The sequence below is a fragment of the Kitasatospora sp. NPDC101235 genome, from assembly GCF_044767505.1.
Taxonomy (GTDB): domain Bacteria; phylum Actinomycetota; class Actinomycetes; order Streptomycetales; family Streptomycetaceae; genus Kitasatospora.
Genome location: NZ_JBIWNZ010000019.1, coordinates 80,077 through 102,644 on the forward strand (window position 1 = coordinate 80,077; position 22,568 = coordinate 102,644).

23 protein-coding genes are annotated in these 22,568 nt (G+C 73.6%); 8 read left to right on the forward strand and 15 right to left on the reverse strand.

Annotation, left to right across the window (positions count from 1 at the left end):
• Positions 1–179 precede the first annotated feature (179 nt).
• A complete protein-coding gene (locus ACIRRH_RS28070; protein ID WP_403072929.1) occupies positions 180–1,544 on the forward strand; it encodes an FAD-dependent oxidoreductase in 1,365 nt (454 codons plus the stop codon).
• 179 nt (positions 1,545–1,723) lie between these two features.
• Here the strand turns inward: ACIRRH_RS28070 and ACIRRH_RS28075 are convergent, their stop codons facing one another.
• The 5 genes from ACIRRH_RS28075 to ACIRRH_RS28095 form a co-directional block, all read right to left on the reverse strand.
• Positions 1,724–2,341, reverse strand: coding sequence for a TetR-like C-terminal domain-containing protein (locus ACIRRH_RS28075; RefSeq protein ID WP_403072932.1), 618 nt, complete (start codon positions 2,339–2,341; stop codon positions 1,724–1,726).
• A 210-nt stretch (positions 2,342–2,551) separates the two neighbouring features.
• Positions 2,552–3,229 (reverse strand): response regulator transcription factor, encoded by a 678-nt coding sequence (locus ACIRRH_RS28080; RefSeq protein ID WP_224282630.1) that lies wholly within the window; start codon positions 3,227–3,229, stop codon positions 2,552–2,554.
• Positions 3,226–4,644, reverse strand: a complete 1,419-nt coding sequence (locus ACIRRH_RS28085) for a sensor histidine kinase (RefSeq protein ID WP_403072934.1) — start codon at positions 4,642–4,644, stop codon at positions 3,226–3,228. Before ACIRRH_RS28085 ends, ACIRRH_RS28080 begins: the two co-directional genes overlap by 4 nt.
• Before the next feature lie 95 nt (positions 4,645–4,739).
• Positions 4,740–5,588, reverse strand: a complete 849-nt coding sequence (locus ACIRRH_RS28090; protein ID WP_403072937.1) for an ABC transporter permease — start codon at positions 5,586–5,588, stop codon at positions 4,740–4,742.
• Positions 5,585–6,544, reverse strand: coding sequence for an ATP-binding cassette domain-containing protein (locus tag ACIRRH_RS28095; protein WP_403072940.1), 960 nt, complete (start codon positions 6,542–6,544; stop codon positions 5,585–5,587). Before ACIRRH_RS28095 ends, ACIRRH_RS28090 begins: the two co-directional genes overlap by 4 nt.
• Before the next feature lie 261 nt (positions 6,545–6,805).
• Here ACIRRH_RS28095 and ACIRRH_RS28100 point away from each other — a divergent pair, with 261 nt between their 5' ends.
• Positions 6,806–7,198, forward strand: a complete 393-nt coding sequence (locus ACIRRH_RS28100; RefSeq protein WP_403072943.1) for a DUF302 domain-containing protein — start codon at positions 6,806–6,808, stop codon at positions 7,196–7,198.
• A gap of 10 nt (positions 7,199–7,208) precedes the next feature.
• Complete coding sequence (locus tag ACIRRH_RS28105; RefSeq protein WP_403072946.1) at positions 7,209–8,054, forward strand: universal stress protein; 846 nt, start codon at positions 7,209–7,211, stop codon at positions 8,052–8,054.
• A 35-nt stretch (positions 8,055–8,089) separates the two neighbouring features.
• On the opposite strand, the gene ACIRRH_RS28110 is transcribed toward ACIRRH_RS28105, so the two are convergent.
• Positions 8,090–8,566: a MarR family winged helix-turn-helix transcriptional regulator gene (locus ACIRRH_RS28110; protein ID WP_403072949.1), complete on the reverse strand. Its 477-nt coding sequence runs from the start codon at positions 8,564–8,566 to the stop codon at positions 8,090–8,092.
• Between the two features lie 52 nt (positions 8,567–8,618).
• Between ACIRRH_RS28110 and ACIRRH_RS28115 the strand changes: the two genes are divergently transcribed.
• Entirely contained in the window at positions 8,619–9,491 is an 873-nt protein-coding gene (locus tag ACIRRH_RS28115; RefSeq protein WP_403072952.1) for an alpha/beta fold hydrolase, read from the forward strand.
• Positions 9,492–9,658: 167 nt separating this feature from the next.
• Here ACIRRH_RS28115 and ACIRRH_RS28120 read toward each other — a convergent pair whose 3' ends face one another.
• Positions 9,659–10,630: an alpha/beta fold hydrolase gene (locus ACIRRH_RS28120; protein WP_403072955.1), complete on the reverse strand. Its 972-nt coding sequence runs from the start codon at positions 10,628–10,630 to the stop codon at positions 9,659–9,661.
• 367 nt (positions 10,631–10,997) lie between these two features.
• On the opposite strand from ACIRRH_RS28120, the gene ACIRRH_RS28125 reads away from it, so the two are divergent.
• Positions 10,998–12,086: a branched-chain amino acid aminotransferase gene (locus tag ACIRRH_RS28125; protein ID WP_403072958.1), complete on the forward strand. Its 1,089-nt coding sequence runs from the start codon at positions 10,998–11,000 to the stop codon at positions 12,084–12,086.
• Between the two features lie 45 nt (positions 12,087–12,131).
• On the opposite strand, the gene ACIRRH_RS28130 is transcribed toward ACIRRH_RS28125, so the two are convergent.
• The 8 genes from ACIRRH_RS28130 to ACIRRH_RS28165 form a co-directional block, all read right to left on the reverse strand.
• Positions 12,132–13,691, reverse strand: coding sequence for a long-chain fatty acid--CoA ligase (locus ACIRRH_RS28130; protein ID WP_403072961.1), 1,560 nt, complete (start codon positions 13,689–13,691; stop codon positions 12,132–12,134).
• Between the two features lie 39 nt (positions 13,692–13,730).
• Positions 13,731–14,648: an alpha/beta fold hydrolase gene (locus ACIRRH_RS28135; RefSeq protein WP_403072964.1), complete on the reverse strand. Its 918-nt coding sequence runs from the start codon at positions 14,646–14,648 to the stop codon at positions 13,731–13,733.
• Entirely contained in the window at positions 14,645–15,616 is a 972-nt protein-coding gene (locus tag ACIRRH_RS28140) for a beta-ketoacyl-ACP synthase 3 (RefSeq protein WP_403072967.1), read from the reverse strand. The genes ACIRRH_RS28135 and ACIRRH_RS28140 overlap by 4 nt, the downstream gene beginning before the upstream one ends.
• Positions 15,613–16,425 (reverse strand): enoyl-ACP reductase FabI, encoded by an 813-nt coding sequence (gene fabI, locus ACIRRH_RS28145; RefSeq protein ID WP_403072969.1) that lies wholly within the window; start codon positions 16,423–16,425, stop codon positions 15,613–15,615. The genes ACIRRH_RS28140 and fabI overlap by 4 nt, the downstream gene beginning before the upstream one ends.
• The gene (locus ACIRRH_RS28150; RefSeq protein ID WP_403072972.1) at positions 16,425–17,666 is read right to left on the reverse strand and encodes a beta-ketoacyl-[acyl-carrier-protein] synthase family protein; all 1,242 of its coding nucleotides are present in this window, start codon (positions 17,664–17,666) and stop codon (positions 16,425–16,427) included. Before ACIRRH_RS28150 ends, fabI begins: the two co-directional genes overlap by 1 nt.
• Positions 17,663–17,917 carry an acyl carrier protein gene (locus tag ACIRRH_RS28155; protein ID WP_403072975.1) on the reverse strand — a complete coding sequence of 85 codons (255 nt, stop codon included), beginning with the start codon at positions 17,915–17,917 and terminating at the stop codon, positions 17,663–17,665. The genes ACIRRH_RS28150 and ACIRRH_RS28155 overlap by 4 nt, the downstream gene beginning before the upstream one ends.
• Before the next feature lie 71 nt (positions 17,918–17,988).
• The gene (locus ACIRRH_RS28160) at positions 17,989–19,107 is read right to left on the reverse strand and encodes a radical SAM protein (protein WP_403072978.1); all 1,119 of its coding nucleotides are present in this window, start codon (positions 19,105–19,107) and stop codon (positions 17,989–17,991) included.
• A 48-nt stretch (positions 19,108–19,155) separates the two neighbouring features.
• A complete protein-coding gene (locus tag ACIRRH_RS28165) occupies positions 19,156–19,875 on the reverse strand; it encodes a Phenylacetic acid catabolic protein (RefSeq protein ID WP_224281369.1) in 720 nt (239 codons plus the stop codon).
• 397 nt (positions 19,876–20,272) lie between these two features.
• On the opposite strand from ACIRRH_RS28165, the gene ACIRRH_RS28170 reads away from it, so the two are divergent.
• From ACIRRH_RS28170 to ACIRRH_RS28180, 3 genes are all read left to right on the forward strand, one after another.
• Entirely contained in the window at positions 20,273–20,731 is a 459-nt protein-coding gene (locus tag ACIRRH_RS28170) for a PaaI family thioesterase (protein WP_403072981.1), read from the forward strand.
• A 144-nt stretch (positions 20,732–20,875) separates the two neighbouring features.
• Positions 20,876–21,043, forward strand: coding sequence for a hypothetical protein (locus ACIRRH_RS28175; protein ID WP_403072984.1), 168 nt, complete (start codon positions 20,876–20,878; stop codon positions 21,041–21,043).
• A gap of 178 nt (positions 21,044–21,221) precedes the next feature.
• A complete protein-coding gene (locus ACIRRH_RS28180; RefSeq protein ID WP_403072987.1) occupies positions 21,222–22,484 on the forward strand; it encodes an MFS transporter in 1,263 nt (420 codons plus the stop codon).
• Positions 22,485–22,568: the final 84 nt, after the last annotated feature.

The window sequence follows — 22,568 nt, forward strand, 5'->3', positions numbered from 1 at the left end:
ACGGGGAAGGTCGGAATCGCGGTCGTCGCCGTGGTGCTCCTGCTCTGGCGGCCCCGGACCCATAGATCATCCCTATGACCTCATAGATCATCACCGCCTACCTCCCAGGTCATTCGTAGGGTTTGGTACAAAGATTCAGACCATCTTTGGCCGCGCCCGACCGGAGGACTCCAACCGTCATGCCCCGCCCGATCCGAGTCGCGATCGTCGGAGCCGGCCCTGCCGGCATCTACGCCGCCGATGCCCTGCTGAAGTCCGACGCCGCCCAGACGCCCGGTGTATCGATCGACCTGTTCGAACGGATGCCCGCCCCGTTCGGCCTGATCCGCTACGGGGTCGCGCCGGACCACCCTCGCATCAAGGGCATCGTCACGGCCCTGCACCAGGTGCTCGACAAGCCCCAGGTCCGACTGTTCGGCAACGTCGACTACCCGACCGACCTCGCCCTGGACGACCTGCACCGCTTCTACGACGCCGTGGTCTTCTCCACCGGCGCGATGGCCGACCGCGCCCTGGACATACCCGGCATCCACCTCGACGGTTCCTACGGCGCGGCCGACTTCGTCTCCTGGTACGACGGCCACCCGGACGTGCCCCGGACCTGGCCGCTGGAGGCCGAGAAGGTCGCCGTGCTCGGCGTCGGCAACGTCGCCCTGGACGTCGCCCGGGTCCTCGCCAAGACCGCCGACGAGCTGCTGCCCACCGAGATCCCGCCGAACGTGTACGAGGGCCTCAAGCGCAACCGGGCCGTCGAGGTGCACGTCTTCGGCCGTCGCGGCCCCGCCCAGGCCAAGTTCAGCCCGATGGAACTGCGCGAGCTGGACCACTCCCCCACCATCGAGGTGATCGTCGCCCCCGAGGACATCGAGTACGACGAGGGCTCGATCGCCGAGCGCCGCGCGGTGAAGCACGTCGACCTGGTCGCCTCGACGCTGGAGAACTGGGCGATCCGCGACGTCGGCGACCGCCCGCACCGGGTGTACCTGCACTTCTTCGAGTCCCCGGTGGAGGTGCTCGGCGAGGACGGCCGGGTGGTCGGCCTGCGCACCGAGCGCACCGAGCTGGACGGCACCGGCAACGTGCGCGGCACCGGCAGCTTCACCGACTGGGACGTGCAGTCGGTCTACCGCGCGGTCGGCTACTACTCCGACGAGCTGTCGAAGCTCCCCTTCGACCCGACCTCGGGCACCGTCCCGCACCAGGCCGGGCGGGTGCTGGACGGCGACGGCTCGCACCGCACCGCCACGTACGTCACCGGCTGGATCAAGCGCGGCCCGGTCGGTCTGATCGGCCACACCAAGGGCGACGCCAACGAGACCGTCGCCTGCCTGCTGGACGACCACGCGGCCGACCGCCTGCCCGGCGCCGTCGAGCCGGACCCGGCGGCCATCGAGGAGCACCTGCGCGCGCAGGGCGTCCGCTTCACCACCTGGGCGGGCTGGCAACTGCTGGACGCCCACGAGCGCGCGCTCGGCGAGGCCGAGCAGCGTGAGCGGGTCAAGGTCGTCGAGCGCGAGGACATGCTCCGCCACAGCGGGGCCTGAGACGCGCAGGGCCTGAGACGCAGCAGGGCCCGAGTCACAACAGGCCCCGAGCGCGGGGCGCCGCCGCCGAATCCCGCGGGAATTCCCTCCGGAACACACCCGCGGGATTCCGGCTGGTCACCACCGGGAAATCCGCGGGCCGCTGCCGGACGCCCTGCCGCTCCCCCGGGGTTGCCCCGTCAGGGGCGGACGATCGGCAGCAGTACCTCGTCCACGATCTCCGCCGGATCGAGGTGCACCACGTCCCCGCCGCACATCTTGATCCGGTACAGCATCAGCGCCGGCACCAGGTCGGTGACCAACGGGGTGACCGCCCCGGGGCGGACCTCGCCGCGCATGATGCCGCGGTCCAGCACCTCGGCGATCAGCGCCGTCGTCGGCTCGACCACCCGTTCCAGCACGATCTCCACGAAGGCGTGCGCCCGCTGGTGGTCGAGCTCGCTCATGATGGCCCGCACGGCGGCGCCCAGCTCGCTGAACATCGCGGCACGCAGCCTGGTGACCACCTCCAGCAGGTCCCCGCGCAGACTGCCGGTGTCGGGGGCCGGGCCGGACGGCGGCAGGCTGGCCCGCAGCGCGTCCTTGACCAGTTCCTCCTTGGAGGACCAGCGGCGGTAGAGCGCGGCCTTGCCGGTCTGCGCGGCGGCGGCGACCCCCTCCATGGTCAGCCGGGCGTAGCCGTCGGTGGTGAGCTGCTGGAGGACCGCCTCGTAGATGGCGCTCTCCAGCGCCTCGCCGCGCCGCCGCAGCGGGGCGCCCGTCACCGGCCCGTGCCCGGCATCCGTCTCAGCGGTCATGGTTGCGCACCTTCTTCGTCGCCTTTCCTCGATCCCCTCGTTCCACGCATTCGCCCGGGGTTCTCCGGGAAAGCCCGGGCCGGCCGCGCGAATGGTGAAGCGTTTCCTCTGTCACGGAAATCAGCTGGGTCCCACTGACGATGTTAGTGAACGAACCCGTTCCCGACGCCATCCCGAGCCACGGCAGCGTCGGGCCGGCGGCCGGGGGCGTCAGACCGGCGGGTTGGGGCGGGTCAGGCCGCGGTCGTAGGCGAAGATCACGGCCTGGACGCGATCCCGGGCACCGATCTTCCCCAGCACCCGGCTGACGTGCGTCTTGACGGTCGACTCCGCCAGCACCAGGCGCTGGGCGATCTCGCTGTTGGTCCAGCCGTGGGCGATGGCGACCAGGATCTCCCGCTCACGGTCGGTCAGGGCGTCCAGCCGCGGGTCGGCGGCGGGCGCGCTGCCGGGCGGGCGCACCGGAAGGCGGTGGGCGTAGGCGTCGAGCAGCCGCCGGGTGATGGCGGGGGCGACCACGGCATCGCCCACGGAGACCGCGCGGATGCCGGCCAGCAGCTCCTCCGGACGGGCGTCCTTGAGCAGGAAGCCGCTGGCGCCGGCGCGCAGCGCGGCGTGCGCGTACTCGTCGAGGTCGAAGGTGGTCAGCACCAGGATGCGGGAGCGTCCGCCCGTGGCGACGATCCGGCGGGTGGCCTCGATGCCGTCCATGCCGGGCATCCGGATGTCCATCAGGACGACGTCGGGCCGCAGGTCGGCGGCCAGCCGGACGGCCTCGCCGCCGTGGGCTGCCTCGCCGACGACCTCGGTGTCGGGCTGGCTCTCCAGCAGCATGCGGAAGCCGTAGCGCTGCAAGGGCTGGTCGTCCACGATGAGGACGGTGGTCACGTCGGGCCGCCTGTCGGGTCGAGGGTGAGGTCCGGGCCGGGGGTGAGGTCGAGGCCTGGAGTGAGGTCCGGGTCTGGGGTGAGGTGCAGCACGGCCTCCACGGTCCATCCCGCACCGGGGCCGGGGCCCGCCGTGACCGTCCCCCCGTACAGGGCCGCGCGTTCGCGTATCCCGGCGAGTCCGTGGCCGTGGCCGTGGCCCTGGGTGCGCCCGTGCCAGCGGGAGCCGCCGGGTAGGCCGGTGTCCTCGACGCGCACCCGCAGCCGGTCGGGGCCGACGGTCACGGTCACGTGGGCGCGGGTCTCGGGGCCGGCGTGCTTGAGGGCGTTGGTGAGCGCCTCCTGGACGATGCGGTAGGCCATCAGCTGGACGCCGCGGTCCGGCCGGTCCAGGGCGCCGGCGGCCGTGTAGACGACCTGTGGACCGGCGGCGCGGATCCGGGCGCACAGCCCGTCGAGGTCGGCGATACCGGGCTGCGGGGTGAACTCGGCGGACTGGTCGCCCTGGTCGCGCAGCACGCCGAGCATCCGCCGCAGTTCACCGAGCGCCTGCCGACTGGTGTCGCCGATCAGCAGCAGTGCCTCCCGGCCGCGCTCGGGGGCGGCCTGCGCCGCGTACGCGCCGCCGTCGGCCAGGGTGACGATGACGGACAGGTTGTGGCCGATGATGTCGTGCATCTCCCGGGCCACCCGGGTACGTTCGGTGGCGGCCGCGAGCCTGCTGCGCTGGTCGCGCTCGATCTCCAGCCGGGCGGCGCGTTCGCGCAGCCCGGCGAGCTGGGCGCGCCGGACGCGCACGGCGATGCCCAGTGCCACGGCCGCCGTCGCGGCGCTGAACAGGAAGAACAGCGCGTCCCCGACCGGCAGCCCACCACCGGAGACGGCCACGGCGACCACGGCGACGGCCACCGCCATGGCCGCGCAGGACCACGCCAGGTGTCGCAGCCGGCCGTGCAACGCGAGGCTGTAGAGGGCGACCAGCAGCGCGGCATCGGCGCGCAGACCGACGTCCAGCGACCACTGCAGGACGAACACCGCCATGATCGCGGCGAAGGCCGCCGTGGGCCGACGGCGGCGCCACAGCAGCGGCAGCACCAGGCCGGCCTGCAGGGCCACCGTCTGCGGCAGCGGCAGGCGGGCGAGCACGAACCGGTGCTCGCGCGGGCCGCCCTCGACGTGGCCGGGGACCAGGTCGGGCAGGCAGAACACCAGGAAGACGGCGGCCACCACCGCGGCGTCGAGCACCCAGGGGTGGTCGCGGTCCGCCTGGCGCAGCCGCTGGCCGAGCCGGGCCAGGCGGGCGAACAGGGGGTGGCCGGACAGGGTCTCGGCGGGCGGCGTGCCGACGGAGGGTGTACCGGCGCGGGGTGCGCCGGCGGCCGCGAACGGGCTCGTCGCGGTGGTGTGCTCGCTCACCGGTGGCGCCTCCCTGTCGGCCGGGCTGTCGTGGTCGCGCGTTGCGGCGCCGGTTGTTCCCGGCGCCGCGACGGATGTCCTCCCCATCGAGTCTCTCAGGCGTCGGTGCGCACCAGCCGCACGGCCGCCGCGCCGAGGGCGAGGACCGTCCAGCCGAGGAAGACCGCCAGGCCGACCGTCGGCGAGAGCGTGGTCGAGTCGTGGTGCAGGGCGAACATCGCCTCCCCCGCGTGGCTGGGCAGATAGGGGCTGAGGTGGCTCTGCCAGGAGCTGGGAAGCAGCGCGGTCAGCCCGGGGATCAGCATCAGCGTGGCCACCAGGACCGCGATGCCGCCGGCCACCGAGCGCAGCAGCGCGCCGAGCGCCACGCCGATCACGCCGACCATGGCCAGGTAGAGCCCGGCGCCCAGCAGGCCGCGCACCACCCCGGCGTCGGACAGGGTCATCGCCACGCGGGTGCCGGAGAGGACCCCGCTGTCGGCCACGAAGACCGCGAACACTCCGACGGTGCCGAGGACCAGCGCGATCAGCCAGTACACGGCGGCCTTGGACCAGAGCACCGGCAGCCGGCGCGGCACGGCGGCCAGGGTGGAGCGGATCATGCCCGTCGAGTACTCCCCGGCGGCGACCAGCACACCGAGGACGCCGAGCGCCAGCTGGGCGAAGTTGGTGCCGAACAGGGACAGGCTCAGTGTGCTCGCGCCCGCGAAGTCCCGGTCCATCGGGCGGCCCGAGGTCATCCGCGACTTGAACTGGTAGGCGGCGATCAGGCCGAAGGCGACCAGGAAGAACAGGGCCAGGCCGAGGGTGATCCAGCTGGAGCGCAGCGACCAGAACTTCGCCCACTCGGAGCGCAGCACCCGGGCCGCGGTCACCTTGTACACGGGACGCGCGGGCCGCGGATCGGCGGAAGCGGACGTCGGGCTCGGTGCGATGGCGCTCATGCCGCGCTCCTCGAGGTCTCGGTGCCGACGGTGCCGGCGGGCGCCGTGGCGGTGGTGCCGTGGTACTCGACGGCGTCGCGGGTCAGCTCCATGAACGCCTCCTCCAGGGAGACCGTCCGGGGGGTGAGCTCGAAGAGGGCGATGCCCTGCTCGGCGGCGGTCAGGCCGATCTCACGGGCCGTGCGCCCGGTGACCAGCAGTTCCTCCGAGCCCGCCCGGCCGGTGATCTCGACACCGGGGCCGGCCAGCGCGGTGCGCAGCCGGGGCGGGTCGGCACTGACCACCTTGACCACGTCGCCGCCGGCCCGGTGGACCAGCTCCTGCACGGTGGTGTCGGCCAGCAGCCGGCCCCGCCCGACGATGATCAGGTGGTCGGCGACCAGGGCCATCTCGCTCATCAGGTGCGAGGACACGAAGACCGTGCGGCCCTCGGCGGCGAGCGAGGTGAGCAGGTTGCGGATCCACCGGACGCCCTCGGGGTCGAGGCCGTTCACCGGCTCGTCCAGCATCACCGTGGCCGGGTCTCCCAGCAGGGCCGAGGCGATGCCGAGCCGCTGGCCCATGCCGAGCGAGAACGCCCCGGCCCGCTTGCGGGCCACCGAGGACAGCCCGGTCAGCTCGATGACCTCCTCGACCCGGCGGCGCGGGATGCCGTGGGTGTGGGCCTGGGCCATCAGGTGGTTGAAGGCCGAGCGGCCCGGGTGGATCGACTTCGCCTCCAGCAGCGCGCCGACCTCCTGGAGCGGCGCCGCGTGCTCGGCGTACCGGCGGCCGTTCACCCGCACCGAACCGCTGGTGGGCGCGTCCAGCCCGACGATCATCCGCATCGTGGTGGACTTGCCCGCGCCGTTCGGCCCGAGGAAGCCCGTCACCGTCCCCGGCCGGACCGTGAAGTCCAGCCCGTCCACGGCGGTCTTCTCCCCGTACCGCTTCGTCAGCCGGTGCGCCTCGATCATCGCTCACCTCTGTGCTCCGGGGCCGGTCCGTCCCGGCCACCCTCGCCCTCCACGCTACGTGCGGGATCGGCTCCGATCCGTGGTACCGGGGGCCGATCATCGGCGCGCCCGTAGTACCCCGGTACCACCCCGGCACCCACCACGGCTGGTCGACCCGCCGGCCGACACCACGCCGCCGGCACCATGCCGCGGTCCGCTCCGGGAGGCGGCGGGCACGGCGCCCGTCGATACTGGGGCCGCCCGGACTCTTACGGAGGAACCATGGACTACGGTCTCGGTGTACGGCTCGACCGGCCGTTCGCGCAGGCGGTGGAGGCGGTCACCGCCGCACTCAGGGAACAGGGCTTCGGTGTCCTGACCACCATCGACGTCCGGGCGACCCTGCGCGAGAAGATCGGTGTGGAGGTCGAGGACTACCTGATCCTCGGCGCCTGCAGCCCCGCCCTCGCCCACCGCGCGCTCCAGGCCGACCGCCGTATCGGGCTGCTGCTGCCCTGCAACGTGGTGGTCCGGGCGGACGGCGACGCCACGGTGGTGGAGGCCGTCGACCCGCAGACGATGGTCACCCTGGCAGGGCCCGGCGGCGGGCTGGGCGAGGTCGCGGACGAGGCCGCGCAGCGGCTGAACGCCGCTCTGGACGCGCTGCGCGCATGAGGAGCAGACCATGACCGGACCCGTCGTCGTCGGATTCGACGGCTCGCCCGAGAGCCTCGCCGCCACCGAGTGGGCCGCCCGCGAGGCGCGGCGCCGTGCCTGCCCGCTCGACCTCCTGCAGGCCTGGCCGTGGCCGCACCGGGACGTGGTCGGCAGCGAGGAGACCTACCGGAACGCGATGGACCGACTGGCGCGCCGGGCGGAGGAGTTGCGCGCGCTGGCCGGTGACGGGCCGGTCACCTCGGCGATCGTCCCGACCGATCCGGCCGAGGCGCTGCACGCGGCCGCGAACTCGGCCTCGCTGCTCGTCCTGGGCTCACGCGGCCTGGGCGCGGTGCGCGGCTTCCTGGTCGGCTCGGTGAGCCAGGAGGTGCTGCGCCGGGCCGGCTGCCCGGTGGTGCTGGTCCGGGCGGAGCCGGTCGAGTCCGAGGGCCCGGTGCTGGTGGGCCTCGATCTGGCCCATCCGACGGACGACGTGCTGGCCTTCGCCTTCGACGCGGCCTCCCGGCGCCGGACGCCGCTTCGGGTGGTGCACGTCTGGTCGCCACCGGTCACCAACGAGTACATGGCGCTCCAGGCCACCGGCGGGCTGAAGGGCGAGCTCTCCGTGGTCGAGCGGACCCTCTTCGCCGAACGGCTGGACCCCTGGCGGGAGCGCCACCCCGAGGTGCCGGTGACCGCCGACCTGGTCCAGGGCAGCCCCTCCGCCGCCCTGGTGGACGCGGCATCCGAGGCCCGGCTGCTCGTGGTCGGCCGCCGCATCCGCCGCACCCTGCTCGGCGTCCACCTCGGCCCGGTCGCGCACGCCGCGATCCACCACGTGCGCTGCCCGGTCGCCCTCGTCCCGCACGCCTGACCGGGGCGGAGCCCCAGCGCGCTCGCCGCCGGCCGCTACCCGGGGCCGTCGGCGGGCACGTGCGCGGCGTAGAGCCGTCGGAGCAGGCCGTTGAGGTGCTCGCGTTCGGCCGCGGTCAGGGCGTCGAGGAACCGGTCCTGTTCGGCGGCGGCCGCGGCGGCGATCGTCCCGACCAGGGTGCTCCCCCGGTCGGTCAGGTTGACGACGCGGCGGCGGCGGTCGGTGTCGTGCGGACGGCGTTCGAGCAGTTGCCGGTCCGCCAACTGGTCGAGGACCGGGACGAGGTTGCGGGCGTCCACGGCGACGAGTTCGGCCAGCCGCCGCTGGACCACCGGGCCGTGCCGGTCGAGGGCGACGAGCACGGCGTACTGGCTCTGGGTCAGCCGGTGCTCGCCGAGGAAGCCCGCCCAGGAGCGCGCCGTGAGGGAGCCCAGCCGCGCCAGCAGGAAGCCGGTGCCGCGTTCGAAGGCCGGTCGGTCCGGTGCGCCCGGTCGGTCGTTGTCGCCGCTCATGGGGCCAGCCTAGTCAATAGACATGTCACATGTCGTTTGATAGACATGAATCATGTCTATTGAGCTGCGCCACTCGACCGTGGCGATCGGTGACCTCTCGCTCCACGTGGTGGAGTCCGGCCCCACCGGGGGCCGCCCCTACCTGTTCCTGCACGGCTGGCCGGAGTCCTGGCGGACCTGGCTGGGCGTGATGGCGGCCGCCGGCGACGAGGCACGGACCATCGCCGTCGACCTGCCCGGGACCGGCGGTTCCACCGGGGCGGTCGAGGGCGGGTCGAAGCGCCGACTGGCCGAGGTGGTCCACGCGCTGGTCCGGGAGCTCGGCCTCACCGGCACCACCCTGGTCGGCCACGACGCCGGCGGGATGGCTGCCTACGCCTACCTGCGCCGGTTCACCGGCGTCGACCGCGTCGCCGTGCTGAACACCGTGATCCCCGGCGTCGACCCGTGGAACGAGGTCCTGCACAACCCGTACATCTGGCACTTCGGCCTGCACGCGGTCCCCGACCTGCCCGAGACCCTCGTCCAGGGCCGGCAGGCGGCGTACTTCGACTACTTCTACGACGTCCTGTCCGCCGACCCCCGCCGGATCACCGCCGAGTCCCGCGCGGCCCACGCCGCCGCCTACGAGAGCCCCGCCGCGCTCACCGCGGGATTCGACCTGTACCGCGCCTTCCCCCAGGACGCCCGGGACAACGCCGAGGCCGCCGGCGACCCCGTCGACACACCGCTGCTGTACGTCCGGGGCGACCGCGAGGGCGGCGACATCGAGGCCTACGCCCGGGGTTTGCGCGCCGCGGGCGTCCGCAACCTCACCACCGCGGTGATCGCCGACGCCGGGCACTTCGCCCAGGAGGAACAGCCCGCCGCCGTCTGGGCCGTCCTGCGCGACTTCGCCGCGGCACCGGCGGACCAGGTGCGGTGACCCGCGATCAAGGAACACCGCTCCCCGCACCCGCCTCGTCGATCACGGCGGGCCGCAGGCCGGCGCCGCGCGACATGCCGTCCGGTCACGAAAGAGGGCCCGGCCGGGCTCCGACGGCCGGGGGACGGAAGTCCCGGGGCCGCCGGCAGCCTGGCCGGGCCGACTGCTCAGCGGGTGCCGCGCCGGCGGGCGATGCGGGTGAGCACCGAGCCGGACACGAGCGCGGCGGCGGCGGCGACGGCGCCGACCGCGGCGACGGCCTGACCGTGGGAACCGGTCGCCGCGAGCTCGGCCGGGGCCGCGGCGTCACCGATGGTGTCCGCGGCCTCGCGGATCTGGCGGAACACCACGTCGGGGTGGGAGATCATCGACACGTGCGAGGAGTCGATCTCGACGGTGCGCGACCTGGCGCGCTTGGCCCCGAAGCGCTCCAGGTCGGGGGCGAGGGCCCTGTCCTGCCGGGAGACGACGGCCCAGGACGGGATGTCGCGCCAGGCGGCGGCGGTGGCCTTCTCCGCGAACCCGGCCTCGGCGACCGGGCGCTGCTCGGCGGCCATCAGCCGGGTCCGGGACTCGGGCAGGTCCGCGGCGAAGACGGAGCGGAACTTCTCGGCCTTGATGTACAGGTCGGTCCCGCTGCCGCCGCGGCCCGTGTAGGGAACGGCGTTGAGCGCGGCGGCGAGGTCGCTGCCCGTGAACTTCGCCGACAGCTCGGCCGGCGATTCGCCCACGTCGGGCATGAGCGCCGACACGTAGACAAGAGCCTTCACGTTCGGGTTCCCGGCGGCGGCCTGACTGATGACGGCTCCGCCGTAGGAGTGGCCGGCCAGCACGATCGGGCCACTGATGCTCTTGAGCACACTGGCCACGTTGGCGGCGTCGTTGGCCAGGCCACGCAGCTCGTTGGGCGGGGCGACGACCTGGAACCCGTCGTCCAGGAGACGTTCGACGACGTCGCTCCAGCCGGAGGCGTCGGCGAACGCGCCGTGGACCAGGACCACCGTCGGCTTCACCCTGCCGCCCGGCCTTTCACCGGTTTCGGCGGCCAGCGCGGGTGACACCGTGGCGGCGACCAGACAGGTCGCGAACGCCACCGTGGCGGCGGAGGGGATCGAGTGGCGGGACAGCGATATGCCCATGGTTCCTGCCCTTTCAAGGAGGTAAAGGGGCTGAAACCACCCTGCTCACGCCTCCGCCCGGACGGCATATCACGCTAAGCATCCGAGTGAATACGCACCGCCGTTCGAGCCCCTGTGTGCCGGCACCCGGTTTGGCGGCGGACCGGGCCCGGCCCGACGACGGCCGGACGGCGCTCGAAGCGGCCTCCGCTCCGGCCACCGGCAGGGCGCCGCCTCGGAGCCGTCGGCCCCCTCGGGAGCCGACGGCTCCGGGCTCGGCCGGGTCGCGCCGTATCACGTCCGGCTGACGACCGTTAGCATGACGGGTATGGCGCCGGTCATTGGCGCCAGTTCGCACGGATTCCACCGCGGTTTCGAGGAGTTGACGATGAGTCGCGCTTTCTCTCTGTTCCGGACGACCGATCCCGTCCCCGAGGAGGAGCGACGCACCATCCTCGCCGCGCCGGGGTTCGGCAAGTTCTTCACCGACCACATGGCCTCGGCCACCTGGACGCCCGCCGAGGGCTGGCACGACCGCAAGGTCTCCGCGCTGGTGCCGTACTCGCTGCACCCGAGCGCCGCCGTGCTGCACTACGCCCAGGAGATCTTCGAGGGGCTGAAGGCCTACCGCCACGCCGACGGCAGCGTCTGGCTGTTCCGCCCGGAGTTCAACGCCCGCCGCTTCGTCCGCTCCGCGGAGCGGCTCGCCCTGCCGGTGCTGCCGGAGGAGGACTTCCTCACCAGCGTCGAGGAGCTGGTGCGCGCGGACGAGGCGTGGGTGCCGGGCTCCGCCGACGAGAAGAGCCTCTACCTTCGGCCGTTCATGTTCGCCTCGGAGGCCTTCCTCGGCGTCCGGCCCGCGGAGCGGATCACCTACTCGGTCATCGCCGGCCCGGCCGGCCCGTACTTCGCCGGCGGCGTCACCGGCATCACGCTCTGGGTCAGCAGCAACTACACCCGCGCCGGGCGGGGCGGCACCGGCGCCGCCAAGTGCGGCGGCAACTACGCCTCCAGCCTGGCCGCGCAGATCGAGTCCCGGAAGAACGGCTGCGACCAGGTGCTGTTCCTGGACGACACCGGCGGCGAGGGCGACCTGGAGGAGTCCGGCACGATGAACCTGTGCCTGGTCACCTCGGCCGGCGAGCTGGTCACCCCCGCGCTCGGCAACATCCTCGACGGGGTGACCCGGGACTCGATCCTGGCCCTGGCAGGCGAGTTCGGGCTGACCCCGGTGCAGCGTTCGATCACCCTCTCCGAGCTGCGGACCGGTGCCGCCGACGGCACGATCACCGAGGTGTTCGCCGCCGGGACCGCCGCGGTGATCACCCCGATCGTCGGGTTCAAGGGCGAGGGCTACGAGTTCACCATCGGCAACGGCGCGCCCGGCAAGCAGACCCTCGCGATCCGCGAGCACATGCTGGACATCCAGTACGGGCGCGCCGAGGACGTCCACGGCTGGATGCGCCGGGTGCTCTGACACCCCGGGGGCGGCCCGGCCGGGCCGCCCTCCCGCCGGCGCCGGTCAGCCCCGCTCGGGCACGACCACCTCACGCTTGAGGATCTTTCCGGTCGGTCCCTTGGGCAGCGCGTCGACCGTCCAGACCAGCCGCGGGTACTTGTGCGGGGCCACCCGCTCCCGGACGAAGCCGCGGATCTCCTCCACGGTCGCCGACGCGCCCTCGCGCAGGACCACGGCTGCGGCCACCTCCTGGCCGTGGGTGGGGTGGAGGACGCCGATCACCGTGGCCTCGGCCACCGCAGGGTGCTCGTACAGCACGTCCTCCACCTCCCTCGGGTAGACGTTGAACCCGCCGCGGATGATGACGTCCTTGCGGCGGTCGACGATCCGGAAGTCGCCCCGCTCGTCGCGGGTGCCGAGGTCCCCGGTGTGCAGCCAGCCGTCCCGGACGGTCTGCGCGGTGGTGTCCGGCCGGCGCCAGTAGCCCTTCATCACGTTGTGGCCCCGGATCACCACCTCGCCGACCGTGCCGTCCGGCACCTCCTTGCCGGACTCGTCGACGATCCGCATCCGCACCCCCTCGATCGGGATGCCGATGGTGCCCGCGGTCCGCTCCCGGTCGCTCCGGTTGGCACAGGCCAGCGGCGAGGACTCGGACAGCCCGTAGCCCTCCAGCACCACGCAGCCGAAGTCGGCCTCGAAGCCGCGCAGCACCTCCGGCGGCATCGGCGCGCCCCCGCACAGGCACACCCGCAGCGAGGAGACGTCGTGCCCGGCGCGCTGCGGGTGGGTCAGCATCAGGGTGTACATGGTCGGGACGCCGAGGAAGACGCTCACCCGGTCGCGCCGGATCACCGAGAGCGCGGCCGACGGGTCGAAGCGCGGCACGAGGGTCAGGCACGCCCCGACGGCCACCGCGCAGTTCAGGCCGATCACCTGGCCGAAGGAGTGGAACAGCGGCAGCCCGCCGAAGATCACGTCTCCCTCGACCAGCCCCAGCACCTGGACGCCGGCCCGGATGTTGCACACGATGTTGCGGTGGGTCAGCTCGGCGCCCTTGGGGGCCCCGGTGGTGCCGGAGGTGTAGAGGATGACCGCGGTGTCCTCTCCCCCGCGTCCCCCGGTCGCCGGCAGGCCGGCCGGGTGTTGCGCGAGCGTCGCGGCGAGGGCGGCCGGCTCGACGGCGACCAGCCGGGTGCCGGTGCGCTGCGCACCCTCGACCGCCTGCTCGGCACCCGCGTGCCAGGCGAGCAGCAGGGCGGCTCCGGCGTCGGCGAGGCAGTGCTCGATCTCCCGGGCCTTCAGCAGCGGGTTCATCGGTACGACCACCGCCCCGGCGCGCAGGATGCCGTAGTACAGCACCGCGAAGTCCGGCACGTTGGGCAGCAGCACGGCCACCCGGTCGCCGGGCGCGACGCCGAGCGCGGCCAGCCAGTGCGCGGCCCGGGAGCTGCGCGCGTCCAGGTCGGCGAAGCTCAGCACCTCCTGGTCGAGTCGCAGGACGGGGTGCTCCGGACGGCGCGCGGCGGTCGCGGTGAGCAGGTCGGGAATGCCGTGCGGCAGGTCCGGAAGGTCGTGCGGCTGGCCGGAGCTTCTGCCGGACGGGGCGGGGACGGCGGACATGCGGGCGCTCCTCGGGGCGGTGGGGCTCGGTTCGGATCCTCATACGGTCGGGCGGACACCGCCATGCGGAGCAACGCTCTCCCCGGCCCCTGCGGCCGTGGCGAGCATCCAGGGGGCGATCCGCTCCACCAGCCCGCGGTTGTGCCGGATCCAGCGGAAGTGGTCCAGCGCACGGCCGTCCGCCTGCTCGGCGGTGTAGCTCCAGCGCTCCACCCGGGCCGAGCGCAGTTTGGCGCACAGGTGGTCGACGGCCCGCGGCGGCGCGAGCTCGTCGCCCTGCACGTCCACCGCCAGCACCGGCAGGTCGACCCGGGCCAGCGCCCGTTCGTAGTCGGTGGCCGCGCCGCGCACCCGGTAGCGGCCGGTGCGCATCTGCCGCGCCCAGTCCCGCATCAGCCGGGCCGACTCGCGGCCGCCGAAGCCGAACCGCTCGCCCGGCCAGTGGCCGACCGCCGCCGAGGCGACGATCGAGAACTGACTCAGTGCCAGCCGCTTCAGGCCCGCCCGGACGCCGAAGGTCCGGTACCACGCCGATCCGCTGGCCACCAGCACCGCGCCGGCGAGCCGGGGCCGGAAGACGCCGCAGTGCACCAGGCCGAGCTGCCCGCCCAGGCTGTGCCCGAGCAGGAGGCGCGGCGCACCCGGGAACGCCCCGGCCACCGCGTCGAGCACCGCCCCGAAGTCGTGCTCCACCAGCTCGCGGAAGCCGAAGGCGACACCGCGCCGCGGCACCGGGCGGCTCTCGCCGTGGCCGCGCAGGTCGCAGGTGGCCACGCTGAGCCCGGCCGCGTGCAGCGCGCGGACCAGCGGGGTGTAGTGCCGGGCGGCCGTCCCCATCGCCGGCAGGACGATCACCACCGGGGCGGCCGGTTCCGGCCGGGCCAGCGCCCGGACGGTGAGCCGGGCCCCGTCCGACGCGGCGATCTCGGCGATCACGGGGAACCGGGGGGCCTTCACGTCCGTGCCGCCCCGTCGGCGTCGGCACCGGCGCCCGGCCGCCAGCCGATCAGCCCGGCGCCCCAGGTGATGCCCGCGCCGAACGCGGCGAGGCCGAGCAGCTTCGGGCCGTCCAACAGGCCCTCCTCGCGGGCGTGGGTCAGGCCCAGCGGGATCGAGGCCGCCGAGGTGTTGGCGACCCGGTGGACGTTGAGGTAGAGCCGCTCCGGGGGCAGCCCCACCTCCTTGCCGACCGCGCGCACGATCCGGGCGTTGGCCTGGTGGGCGACGAACAGGTCGAGGTCCTCGCAGGTCAGGCCGCGCCGGGCGAGCACCTCCCGGGTGGCGGCGGACATCTTCTCCACTGCGTGGTCGAACACCTCCCGGCCGTCCATCCGCAGCTTGCGGTCCTCCCGGTCGGCGTAGAGCAGCGGGATCTGCTCGCCGTCGCTGCCGAGCGAGAAGCACGGGTCGGGCGCGCCGGGCACGTCGGCGACCACGGCGGCGCCGGCGCCGTCGGCCAGCAGCACCGCGGTGCCGCGGTCCTCGTGGTCGGTGATCCGGGTCAGCGCGTCGGCGCCACAGACCAGCACCACCTCGGCCCGGCCGGTCTCGATCAGTGCGGCGGCGTGGTCCAGGCCGTAGACGAAGCCGGCGCAGGCCGCGTGCAGGTCGAAGGCCGTGGCCTGCGGCATGCCGAGCCGGGCGGCGACCTCCACCGACACCCCGGGGGTGACCCGGTCCGGGGTGATGGTGGCGACCACGACGTGCCGGATGCTCCCGGCGGCGCGCCCGGAGCTGCGCAGCGCCTGCTCGGCGGCGGCCACCGCGAGGTCGGCGAGCCGGCCCTCCGGCGCGAGGAAGCGGCGTTCCTCGATGCCGGTCCGCTTGACGATCCACTCCGGGGAGGCGCCGATCCGCTCGAAGTGCGTGTTGGGGACGACGCGTTCGGGCAGTGCGGCGCCCACGCCGACGATGGCGGCCGTCATGCCGCGCCTCCTTCGGCGAAGGCCGGGCCGGTGCCCATCCGGACGGCGTGCATCCCGCCGTCCGCGTGCAGGATCTCCCCGCTGACGGTCGCGGCGAGGTCGGAGAGCAGGAACAGCACCGGCCCGACCACCACGGCGGGGTCGGTGCGGTCCCAGCCGAGCGGGGCCTCGGCCTGCCAGCGGTCGGCGATCCGGTCGAAGGTGCTGATCGCCTGCCCGGCGACGGTCTCCACCGGGCCGGCCGCCACCAGGTTGACCCGGATGCCGGACGGGCCGAGGTACATCGCCAGGTACCGGCAGACCGCGCCGAGGGCCGCCTTGCTCACCCCCATCCAGTCGTAGCCGGCCCAGGCGCCGGTGGCGTCGAAGTCCAGCCCGACGACGCTGCCGCGCCGCCCGTCCGCGCTGAGCAGCGGGGCGAGTGCGGTGGCCAGCGAGTGCAGTGAGACGGCGGCGGTGCGCAGCGCGAGGCCGGCGGCCTCCGGCGGGGTGGTGAGGAAGTTGCCGCTCAGCGCCGTCTGCTGGGCGGCCGCGACGGCGTGCAGCACGCCGTCGACCCCGCCCCAGCGCTGCTCCAGTTCCTTGACCAGCCGGGCGAAGTCCTCGGGCCTGGTGACGTCCAGCTCCAGCACGTCGGTCGGGCGGGGCAGGACGCTCGCCGCCTTCTCGGTGATCCGCCGGGCCCGGCCGAAGCCGGTGAGCAGGACCTCCGCGCCCGCCTCCTGGAGCGCCCTGGCGGTGTGCCAGGCGATGGAGTCCTCGTTGAGCACCCCGGTGATCAGATAGCGGCGTCCGTCGAAGCCGAGCATCACTCCTGGCCTTTCGTCGTACCGAGGGCGTCGGCCGCCGCCAGCACCAGGGCCGCGTTGTGCCCGCCGAACCCGAAGGAGGTGGAGAGCCCGACCCGGCGGCCGCCGGGCAGGGCGGGGGCGGCGAGCGGGGTGGCGCGGCGGATCAGGTTCAGCGGGCCGAGCTTCTCGTCCGGCTCGCGCAGCCCGACGGTGGGCGGGGCGGTGGCGTGGCGCAGCGCCTGCAGGGTGGCGACGGCCTCCACCGCGCCGGCCGCGCCGAAGAGGTGGCCGGTGCAGGACTTGGTGGAGGACAGCGGGACGGCTTCCACGGCCGGTCCGAGTGCCAGCCGCAGCGCCTCGCACTCCGACTGGTCGTTGAGGACGGTCCCGGTGCCGTGCGCGTTGAGGTAGCCGAGCTGGCCGGGGGTGACGCCGGCCGCGTCGAGCGCCAGGGTGACGGCGCGGGCCGCGGGCTCGCCGGTCGGGTCCGGGGCCGTGAGGTGGTGGGCGTCGCAGGTGGCGCCGTAGCCGAGCACCTCGCCGAGCACGGTGGCGCCCCGGGCGGCCGCGCCGGCCTCGGTCTCCAGCACCAGGATCCCGGCGCCCTCGCCGATCAGCAGGCCGTCCCGGTCGCGGTCGAAGGGCACCGACCGGCCGCTCTCGGACAGCGCCCCGGCGGTCCGGAAGGCAGCCCGTACCAGGTCGGAGGTGGACGCCTCGGCGCCGCCGACCACCACCGCGTCGGCCGCGCCGGCCGCGAGCAGCAGCAGGGCGGTGCCGATCGCCTGGGTCGCGCTGCTGCACGCCGAGGCCAGGCAGAGCGCCTCGCCCCGGAAGCCGTGGCGCTGGGCGATCTGCGAGGCCGCGGCGTTGGCCATCATGGCGGGCACCATGAGCGGGGAGACGAACTCCCCGCCCTGCTGCCGGAGCACCTCGGCCTGGCTCTCGAAGCTCGCCGTCCCGCCGAGTGCGCAGCCCACCACGCAGGCGATCCGCTCGGCGGGGTAGGGCGGCGGGCCGTCCGTCCATCCCGCCTGGGCCAGGGCCTCGGCGGCGGCGACGAGCGCGAGCTGGGTGAAGCGGTCGGTGCGGCGGATCTGCTGGCGCGACAGGTGGTCGGAGGGCCGGAAGTCCCGGCACAGTCCGAGCCCGTCGGCGAGCCCGCTCTCGCCGGCGACGGCGCGCCGGTGCAGCTCGTCGGCGCCCACGCCCAGCGGGGTGACCGCGCCCAGGCCCGTGACGACGGCCCGGGGCCTCACTCCAGACCGGCCTTCTTGCGGCACAGGGCGAGCACCTCGCCGACGGTGTACAGCTGGTCGAAGTCCTTCGGCTTCACCGGGATGCCCAGCTGCTTGCGGATGGACTGGCTGAGCTCGACCATGTCGAGCGAGTCGATCTCCAGCTCGTCCAGGGCGGCGGCGTCGACGATGTCCTCGCGTTCGACGCCGAGGTCGACCAGGGCGTCGACGACGAACGTCTCGATGGCGGTGCGGTCCAGTGTGTCGGGCATGACTCTCCTCGTCCGCGCGGGGCGGCGGTGGCGGTGCGGGGTGGACGTACGGGCGGTGGGCGGCGGCGGGCTCAGGCCGCGGTGCCGGCCTTGGTGGCGTGGTAGGGGGCCCAGTGCCACTGCCGCCAGTAGCTCTCGGCGATGTCCAGCCACTGCTCCAGCCGGGCGGCGTCGTCCAGGAAGCGGTTCGCGCTGACCACCAGCCAGCTGTAGACGGCCTGGCTGTCCCGGCAGCCGCCGCAGTCGCCGGAGGTGCAGCAGAACTGGAGCGACTCGTAATCGGCGCCCCAGACGTTGAAGCCGGGGATGACCGGGTTGCCGTTGGCGACCCGTTCCTCGTGCTCGGGGGCGTCGACGCTGAGGCTGGGGCAGACGTCGTAGCCGAACCGGCCGCCCCAGTGCGTCCGGCCGGTCACCAGGGTCCGGATGAAGTACGGGTGGCTCACCACCGCCTGCGGGTACAGCTCCTTGACCCGCTGCGCCTCGTCCAGCACCCGCTGCTCGTTGGCGATCTTCAGTGGGGTCTCGGTGCCGTGCTCGCTGTAGAAGTTGAAGGTGACGATGTTGCCGTTCTCGGCGATCTTCCGCACGGTGGGCTCGATGTGCTCGACGCCGGCCTCGGAGAGCGCGTAGATGAACAGCACCCGCTGGTCGTCGCGGTAGTGCGAGAGCGCGGTGTCGAACAGGCCGGTGAACTTCGAGCCGTTGACCCGGATCGCGCGCAGGTCGTCGTCGAGCGGGCCGCCGCCGAAGATGCTGACCGCGATGGCGATCTTCTCGAAGCCCTGCTTGGGCATCGGGCGCAGGCCGTTGGTGGAGATGGTGATGTACGGCAGCTGTTCGACGAAGGCCTCGACCCGACGCGGGACCAGGGTGGGCTCGCCGCCGATCAGGGTGGCCTGGTTGACGCCGTCGTCGGCCAGCTTGCGGGCGAACGCCCGGATGCGGTCCAGGTCCGACAGTTCCTTGACGGCCGTGTCGAAGCCGCCCTCGAAGTACCAGCAGCCCTTGCAGCGGATGTTGCAGGCGTTGGTGAGGTGGACCTCGCAGGAGCGGACCTCGCGCCCCAACCGGCGCAGCCGGTGCAGCCGTTCGGCCAGGTCGGGCCGGTCGGCGATGAGTTCGGCGGTGCGCGCCTTCGCCTCGCGTCGGCTCAGCGGGCGCTGTTCGATGGTGACGGGTGTGGCCATGGCGGTGGGCTCCTCGGGGGTCGCGGGATCGGCGTGCTGCTGCTCCTGCTACTCCGGGAGGCGCAGACCCAGGTTCTTGATGCGCGGGGTGACCTTCTCGCGCCACAGGTCGCAGGCCTGGCCGTTGGTGGTCTGCCGCAGGCCGAAGCGGACGGCCAGCTTGGCGCGCTCGGAGCGCGGGCTGCCGAAGATCCGGACGAAGGTCGGCCAGAGCCGGTCCAGGGCCTGCTGGAGCTGTTCGCGGCCGTCGTCGGTGGCGGCGAGGTTGCGGCACACCCGGGCGCCGTGGGCGATGTGCACCTTCTCGTCGAGGATGATCGTGCGCACCGCGTCCGCCCAGGGCCGGTAGCTGCTCTGCGCGAACTCGGAGATCATCACCATCGCGGTCTCCTCCCCGATGTAGGAGAAGATCCCGCGCTCGGCCCAGGTGGTGCAGTTGTGGAACTCCTGGGCGCGGAAGAGGTTCCGCTCGGCCAGCGTCTGCGACTCCATGTAGGTGGTGTCCACGCCGATCTCCGCGAGGACCCGCTTGCCGATCTTGTAGTGGTCGTACTCCTCGGCGGCGCGCTCGGCGCAGACCTGCCGCTCCTCCGCGTCAGGGGCCAGCGGCAGGAAGACCTGCACGTAGTCGTCTCCGCCGGAGAGCTCTCCTTCGGTGTTGACCACCATGCCGCGGATCGCGATCTCCCGGTACTCCTCCGGCATCGCCAGGAACTCGTCGGGAGTGCGGACCACCACCGCCTCGTCGTCCAGAATGGAAATCCCCATGGCACAACACCCCGTTTCTGAATGGAGTCTGAAGCAGGACACGGTCGGGTGTGAGCGGCCGGGGGCCCGCTTCCACCGAGGCCCTCCATGACGACCACAAGGAAAAGACGCCGCCCCCCAGCGGCCGGCGGAGCTCCGCACCGGCTCCGCTGAACTTCCTCGGAGCGTAGGTGCTGCATTTTGGGCCGAACAAGGTCCCTTACGAATCGTGCCGAGCCGATTCGGCCACCCGGCACCACCGGAGCGACCGGCTCCGGCCATGTGGACACCGGCACGACATGCGCAATTCCCTTTCCTGTAACGGATCTTGACGGATGACCACGGCAAACGAAGCTGGCCGGAAGCAGGCCTGGACCACTCCCGGCGTACCGCCGGGCCGACGGTTACGCTGAGCCCCATGACCACCGACTCGAACACGGCGGTCGCCACCGTCGACGTCCTCCTGGGCCCCGGTCAGCTCAATGACCTGATCGCCGGCCAGTTCCCCGACTACGCCGCCTGCCGGGTGACCGAGGTGGACGGCCGCACCCTGACCATGGCGGTGGACGGCGACCGGCTGCGCACCCGACCGGGCGGCACCGTCTCGGGGCCGGAGCAGGCCGGCCTGTGCGACCTGGCCGCGTTCCTCCTGATCAACGCCCGGCTCGGGCCCACCCTGATGGCGCTGACCAGCTCGCTGCAGATCAGCTTCCTCAACCGGCCCCGGCCCGGGGCGCTGCGCGTGCACGCCCGGACGGCCAAGTTCGGGCGTCGGCTGTGCGTGGTGCTGGCCGAGCTGCTGGACGCCGACGACGTCCTGGTCGCCAGCGCCACGCTGACCTACGCGATCCCGTCGGCCCGCCCCGAGACGGCCTGACGGCTTCCCCCTTCCCGCCACACGCCGGTTCGCCCTGCCGCCGCCCCGGCCCCGGCGGCCGGACGAATCCGACATCACGAATACGGGGTGGGGTATATTGGCCAGGTGGCCCCGCCCCTGGGGGCCTCGAGAACGGAGAACGACATGTGCCGACGAGTCGCCTGCCGCACCTGCGGGAAGCCGACCTTTGCCGGGTGCGGGATGCACGTGGAGCAGGTCCTGGCCGGGGTGCCCAAGTCCGCCCGGTGCGACTGCGCCGAGCAGGGTCGCACGGCCAGGGGCTGGCTCGGCAGGCTGTTCGGACGCCGCTGACCCCTCCGGCCACGCGCCGCCAACTGGCCAGGGTGGCGCGAAAGATGACAGCAAGTCGGCCGAACACGCGATCTTTCGGACAGGAAACGATCTCGGCATTGATCTCCCACCCGTTGACCCCTAGGTTGCAGCGCAATGTCACACTGAGCCGCCATACGGCATGCCCGGGGGGAACACGGTGCCGGACACCGCACTGGAAGCGCCGCGCCAGTCCGCGAGCAAGCTGCCCCGGGTCTTCTACCGGCTGGCCGCAGGCGATGCCCTGTCCACGTACGGGAGCCAGCTCGACCTGGTCGCACTGAGCCTGTTCGCGTACGAGGCCGCCGGGAACGCGCTCGGCACCGCCGGGTACCTGGTGCTGCGGCTGGCCGGCGGCCTCGGCGGCGGGCTGGTCGCCGGGCGGCTGGTGGCCCGGCTGGAGCGCAGGCGGCTGATGACGGGCTGCGCCCTGGCCCAGGCGCTGGCGCTGGTCGCGGTCGCCCTCGCCCCGGTGTCGGCGCGCATTCCGGTGCTCTACCCGCTCGCACTGATCCTCGGCGGCGCGGCCGCGGTGTGCGCGGTCGCCCTGCGGACCAGCATTCCCGAGATGGTCGGCGCCGAGCGCCGGGCCCGTGCCAACAGCCTGATGGCGAGCTGCCGTTCGACCGCGATGGTGCTCGGTTTCGCGTCCGCCGGCGTGGTGGTGGCCTGGGCCGGGTTCCGCGCCGCGCTGCTCATCGACGCGGCCAGCTTCGTGCTGTTCGCGGCGCTGGTGCTCCGACTGCCGCTGCCCACCCGGTCCGCACAGGCGGCCGAGCCCGCGGCCCGGCCGGACGAGCCCGCGGCGGAACCGAAGCAGCGCGGGCCCCGGTGGCAGGCACTGGTCGTCCTGCGGGCCGCTCCGGTGGTGGGCGCCATGGCGGGGATCCGGCTGCTGGACGCCTTCGGCTCGGCCGCCCACAACATCAGCCTGCCGGTCTTCGCCAACCAGTCCTCCCCCGGCAACCCGGCCGCGCTGCTCGGCACCTTCTGGGCCACCTGGGCGATCGGCAACCTCTGCGCCCAGCAACTGGTCTCCCGGTTCATGCTGCGGCGGGGAATCGAGCCCGGCGAGCGCGCCTTCGCGCTGGGCACCTGCCTGATGTCCGGCTGCTTCATCCTGGTCTTCACCGGTCTCCCGACCCCGCTCTTCCTGCTGGTCGCGATCGGCGCCGGCCTCGGCGACGGCTTCACCGAGATCTCCTACACCACCCGGATCCAGGCCCTCGCCGACGAGCGGCGCGGCCAGGCCTTCGGCATCCTCGCCTCCGCCGAGAACGTCGGCATGGGCACCGGGATGCTGCTGAGCGGCTCGCTGCTGGCACTGCTCAGCCCGCTGACCGTGGTCGGCGTCTCGCACGCCGTCCCGATCGTGCTGGCGCTCGGCTTCCTGGTGCTGGTCTCCCGCACCCGCCGCCGCTGAACGATCCGCCCCACCCTTCAGCACGCCCCGGCGCCCGCCGCACCGTCCGCGCCGCCGACCTCCGCTCCCCCTCCCTGCCCCGGG